This window comes from Dietzia sp. B44, from assembly GCF_014145245.1.
Lineage (GTDB): Bacteria > Actinomycetota > Actinomycetes > Mycobacteriales > Mycobacteriaceae > Dietzia > Dietzia natronolimnaea.
In genome coordinates this window covers 1-5,439 of sequence record NZ_JAALEF010000454.1, presented here as the reverse complement: position 1 = coordinate 5,439, position 5,439 = coordinate 1, and the positions used below count along the sequence as shown (strand labels likewise).

General features: G+C 72.0%; 6 protein-coding genes. All 6 read left to right on the top strand.

Annotated elements, in window-relative coordinates:
- A partial coding sequence (locus tag G6017_RS14035) for a RibD family protein (RefSeq protein WP_182617909.1) occupies positions 1-424 on the top strand: 424 nt, incomplete at its 5' end.
- 51 nt (positions 425-475) lie between these two features.
- Positions 476-1,099: a riboflavin synthase gene (locus tag G6017_RS14030; RefSeq protein ID WP_182617907.1), complete on the top strand. Its 624-nt coding sequence runs from the start codon at positions 476-478 to the stop codon at positions 1,097-1,099.
- Between the two features lie 75 nt (positions 1,100-1,174).
- Positions 1,175-2,431, top strand: a complete 1,257-nt coding sequence (locus tag G6017_RS14025; RefSeq protein ID WP_182609493.1) for a bifunctional 3,4-dihydroxy-2-butanone-4-phosphate synthase/GTP cyclohydrolase II — start codon at positions 1,175-1,177, stop codon at positions 2,429-2,431.
- Entirely contained in the window at positions 2,428-2,904 is a 477-nt protein-coding gene (ribH, locus tag G6017_RS14020; RefSeq protein ID WP_179525336.1) for a 6,7-dimethyl-8-ribityllumazine synthase, read from the top strand. Before G6017_RS14025 ends, ribH begins: the two co-directional genes overlap by 4 nt.
- A complete protein-coding gene (locus G6017_RS14015; protein WP_182617905.1) occupies positions 2,901-3,404 on the top strand; it encodes a PH domain-containing protein in 504 nt (167 codons plus the stop codon). The genes ribH and G6017_RS14015 overlap by 4 nt, the downstream gene beginning before the upstream one ends.
- 6 nt (positions 3,405-3,410) lie before the next feature.
- On the top strand, positions 3,411-5,439 hold a 2,029-nt coding region (uvrC, locus tag G6017_RS14010; RefSeq protein ID WP_182617904.1), incomplete at its 3' end, for an excinuclease ABC subunit UvrC.

The window sequence follows — 5,439 nt, the reverse complement described above, 5'->3', positions numbered from 1 at the left end:
GGGGACCCGCGCCGCCGACGACCCGTCGCTCACCGCCAGGTCGGACGACGGGACACCCACAGACCGGCAACCGCTCCGGGCGGTGATGGGACTGGCACCGGTGCCCCCGGACGCCGCCGTCCGGGGCACCGACGGCCGGTTCCGGCACCTGGCCACCCGCGATCCCGCGGAGGCACTCTCGATGCTCGGCGATGTCCAGCACGTCCTGGTCGAGGGCGGCCCCCGTCTGGCCGGGGCGTTCCTCGCCGCCGGGCTCGTCGACGAGGTCGAGGCCTACCTCGCCCCGATCGTGCTGGGAGACGGTCGGTCCGCCGTCGAGGGTGCCGGGGTCGACACGCTCGCCGGGGCCCACGGCTTCGACGTGCGCGAGACCGCGACCCTGGGACGTGACGTCTACCTCCGCCTGACCAGACCCACCGGATGACCGCGCGGATCACTCGGCACGCATGACCACACCCACGAGAGGACCACACTGATGTTCACCGGAATCGTCGAGGAACTCGGCACGCTGGAATCGGTCGAGACCGTCGGGGACTCCGCGCGACTGCGGATCCGCGGACCCCTCGTCACGTCGGACGCCCGTCACGGGGAGTCGATCTCCGTCAACGGCGTCTGCCTCACCGTCACGGAGTTCACCGCCGGAGAGGGATTCGACGCCGACGTCATGGCCGAGACCCTGGACCGCACCGCCCTGGGTGCGCTGAGCCCCGGGGACCCGGTGAACCTGGAGCGGGCGATGCGGGCGGACGCGCGGTTCGGGGGTCACATCGTCCAGGGGCACGTCGACGGGACCGGCGCGGTGATCAGCAGGACCGAGCACGACCAGTGGCACGTGGTGCGCATCTCGTTGCCGCAGGACCTGGCCCGTTACGTGGTGGAGAAGGGGTCGATCACGGTGTCGGGCACCTCTCTCACCGTGTCGGCGGTCAGTGCGCTCGACCAGACCGAACCGTGGTTCGAGGTCTCGCTCATCCCCACCACGCTGGAGGACACGATCCTCGGCCGCCTGACCCCGGGGGACGCGGTCAACCTCGAGGTCGATGTGCTGGCCAAGTACGTGGAGCGTCTCCTCGGTGGACGCGGTGGCCGGTCCCGGTGACCGGATGCGCCATACTTGTGGCCGTGCCCGCGGCCGACGCCCGGGTTTGATGAGTACCGAGGAGAACCCGCAGCAGTGACCACCTTCGACGGCATCGACCGCGCCATCGCCGACATCGCGGCGGGACGAGCCGTGGTCGTGGTGGACAGCGAGGACCGGGAGAACGAGGGCGACCTGATCTTCGCCGCCGAGCTCGCGACCCCCGAGCTCATGGGCTTCCTCGTGCGTTACTCGTCGGGGTACGTCTGCGTCGCGCTCGAGGCCGAGGACTGCCTCCGCCTGGATCTGCCGCCGATGCGGGCGATCAACGAGGACCGGCACGACACCGCCTACACGGTGACCGTGGACGCCCGTACCGGAGTCTCGACCGGGATCTCGGCCGCAGACCGCGCCCGCACCGCCCGGATGCTGGCCTCCACCGAAGCCGTCCCCGGGGACTTCACCCGCCCGGGTCACGTGGTGCCGCTGCGCGCGCGTCCCGGCGGGGTGCTCACCCGGCCGGGTCACACGGAATCCGCGGTGGACCTCGCCCGCCTGGCCGGCCTGCGGCCCGCCGGGGTGATCTGCGAGATCGTGTCCGAGGACGATCCGACCACCATGGCCCGGACCCCGGAACTGCGGCGCTTCGCCGACGAGCACGGGCTCGCGCTGATCACGATCGAGGCCCTGCAGGACTGGCGGCGGGCGCACGAGGTGCAGGTGATCCACGAGGCCGCCGCCCGCATCCCGACCCCGGCCGGCACGATGACCGCCCACGGGTACCGCGACGTCCTCCAGGGGGTCGAGCACGTGGCCATGGTCGCCGGCGACATCTCGGGCGACGAGCCCGTGTCGGTCCGCATCCACTCCGAGTGCCTCACCGGGGACGTCTTCCACTCGCTGCGCTGCGATTGCGGTCCGCAACTGGACGCGGCCGTCGCCTCGGTGTGCGAGGAGGGGCGCGGGGTGGTCCTCTACATGCGCGGTCACGAGGGCCGGGGGATCGGCCTGGTGCAGAAGCTCCGCGCCTATCAGCTTCAGGACGACGGCCGCGACACGGTGGACGCGAACCTCGACCTCGGGCTGCCCGCCGATGCCAGGGACTTCAGCCTGGCCGCGCAGATGCTGCGCGATCTCGGGGTGACGCGCGTGCGGCTGATGACCAACAACCCCGCCAAGGCCGACGCCCTCCGTGCCGGCGGGGTCGAGGTGGTGGCGCGGGTCCCCATGCCCACCGCGGTGACCCCGGAGAACCTCCGGTACCTGCGGACCAAGCGGGACCGGATGGGCCACCTGCTCGAGGGCCTGGACGACGGGATCGACCCGGACACCAACGGAGAGGATCGGCGATGAGCGGCACCGGTAGGCCGGAATTGGTGATCCCCGACGCCCGCGGGCTGCGGCTGGGCGTGGTGGCCTCCACCTGGCACGACGAGATCTGCGCGCAACTGATGGACCGGGCCCTCGCGGTGGCCGAGACCTCCGGGGCGGTGGTCACCGTCGCCCGTGTCACGGGAGCCGTGGAGCTCCCGGTGGTCGCCCAGGAACTCGCCAGGTCACACGACGCCGTGGTGGCCCTCGGGGTGGTCATCCGGGGCTCGACCCCGCACTTCGACTACGTCTGCGGCTCGGTGACCGACGGCCTGACCCGGATCGCGCTCGACGAGGCCACGCCGGTCGCCCACGGGGTCCTCACCACCGAGAACGAGGCCCAGGCCCGCGACCGTGACGGGCACGAGGGCGCCACCGAGGACAAGGGCGGGGAGGCGGTCGCCGCCGCCCTGCGGGCGGCCGTCACCCTGCGCGACCTGCGGGCCGGACGATGACCGGACGTTCTGATCTCGAGCGCCCGGGGCAGACCCACTGGGACTTCGAACACCGCCCACGGCGACTCCGGATCGCCGTGATCGCGCTGGCGATCCTCATCATCCTCGCCCACGTCGTCTGGGCGGTCGTGTTGGTCCGCGACGACACCGGGGTCACCATCGGGCTCGCCGACCAGCTCGCCTTCGTGGCGATCGGCCTGATCTTCGCCGGCGTCCTGCTCACCCTCCTCCGGATCAGGGTGCGGGTGGGCGAACAGGGGGTCGAGGTCCGCGGACCACTGCGGTCGCGGCTCTGGGACTGGCACGACGTCGTGGGGATCACGTTCCCCCGATCGAGCATGTGGCCGCGGCTCGAACTGCCGGCGTACGAGCACGTCGGGGTCTGGGCCATCCTCACCGTCGACGGTCAGGACGCGGTCGACGCCATGGGCACCATGCGGGAGACGGTCCGCCGGTACAAGCCCTCGGCCGCCGACCCCGAGACCGTCGCCGACCGCTGAGGCGTCGTGGCCGACCCGCGCACCTACCGCCCAGCCCCCGGTTCCATCCCGACGGAACCGGGGGTCTACCGGTTCCGCGACGCCCAGGGCCGCGTCATCTACGTGGGCAAGGCCAAGAACCTCCGCAGCCGGGTCGGGTCGTACTTCGCCGACCTCACCCTGCTCCACCCGCGCACCAGACAGATGGTCACCGCCGCCGCGGGCGTCCAGTGGACCGTCGTCTCCACCGAGGTGGAGGCGCTCCAACTGGAGTACACGTGGATCAAGAAGTACGACCCCCGCTTCAACGTGCGGTACCGGGATGACAAGACCTACCCGCTCCTGGCGGTGACGGTGGGGGAGGAGTTCCCGCGCGCATTCGTCTACCGGGGGCCGCGCCGGGCCGGGACCCGCTACTTCGGTCCCTATTCCCACGCGTGGGCGATCCGGGACACGCTCGACACACTCCAACGGGTGTTCCCGGTGCGGTCGTGTTCGGCCGGGGTGTTCCGACGACAGGCCCAGCTCGGCCGCCCCTGCCTGCTCGGCTACATCGACAAGTGCGCCGCCCCGTGTATCGGTCGGGTGACCGCGGACGAGCACCGCGAGATAGTCGACGAACTCTGCGACTTCCTCGCCGGCCGGACCGACGTCATCATGAAGCGGATCGAGAAGCGGATGCTCGAGGCGTCCGAGGACCTGGATTTCGAGCGCGCGGCCCGGCTGCGGGACGATCTCGGCGCGATGAGGCGGGCCATGGAGAAGCAGGCCGTGGTCCTGGGCGACGGTACCGACGCCGACGTCGTGGGCGTCGAGGCCGACGAGCTGGAGGTCTCCGTCCAGGTCTTCCACGTCCGCAACGGGCGCATCCGTGGCCAGCGCGGATGGGTGGTCGAGCACGCACACGGGGTGGACGCCGACGGCCGGTTCGACCCGGCGCTCGCGGTCCCCGGTGTCGTCTCGGACTACCTCGCCCAGTTCTACGGAGGGGAGGCCGACCTGGCCGGGGCCGCCGACTCGGGCGCCGATCTCGCCGCCGCGGTGCCACGGGAGGTGTTGGTACCGGCCCTCCCGGAGGACGCCGACGAGCTCGCCGACTGGCTCTCCACCCTGCGCGGATCCCGTGTGTCGCTGCGGATCCCCCGGCGCGGCGACAAGCGCTCGCTGGCCGAGACCGTCCGACGCAACGCGGTGGAGGCCCTGACCCAGCACAAACTGCGCCGCAGCGGTGACCTGACCGCACGGTCGGCCGCGCTGCAGGAGATCCAGGAGACCCTGGAGCTCGACACGGCCCCCCTCCGGATCGAGTGCGTGGACATCTCGCACACCCAGGGCACCGACGTCATGGCCTCACTGGTGGTGTTCGAGGACGGGCTGCCCCGCAAGAGCGACTACCGCCTCTACCGGATCCGCGAGGCGGCCGGCGACGGTCACTCCGACGACGTCGCGAGCATCGCCGAGGTGACCCGCCGACGGTTCCGGCGGTACCACGAGGAGCCGGCGGTGACCCCGGATGACACCGACGGCCCCGTCGACGACCGGGCCGAGCCCGACGATGCGGGGGCGGGCAGGTCCACTCCGACCCGCCGATTCGCCTACCCTCCCCAGCTCTTCGTGGTGGACGGCGGTCGGCCCCAGGTGGAGGCCGCCGCCGAGGTCCTGTCCGAGCTCGGCGTCACCGACGTCCCGGTGATCGGGATCGCCAAGCGACTCGAGGAGATCTGGTTGCCCGGGGAGGAGTACCCGGTCATCTTCCCGCGGCACGGCGAGGGTCTGTTCCTCCTCCAGCGTCTGCGCGACGAGGCACACCGCTTCGCGATCCGCGCGCACCGGGGGGCCAGGTCAAAACGGATGACGACGTCGGTCCTCGACGAGGTGCCCGGTCTCGGGCCCGCACGCCGCGCCGCACTGCTGGAGACGTTCCCCACCGTGTCCGCGCTCCGGGCGGCCGGGATCGACGACCTCTGTGGGGTCCCCGGGATCGGCCCCGGGGTGGCGGCCGCGATCCGGGCCACCCTGGGATCCGGGGACCCGGCGGGGACACCGACAGCGGACG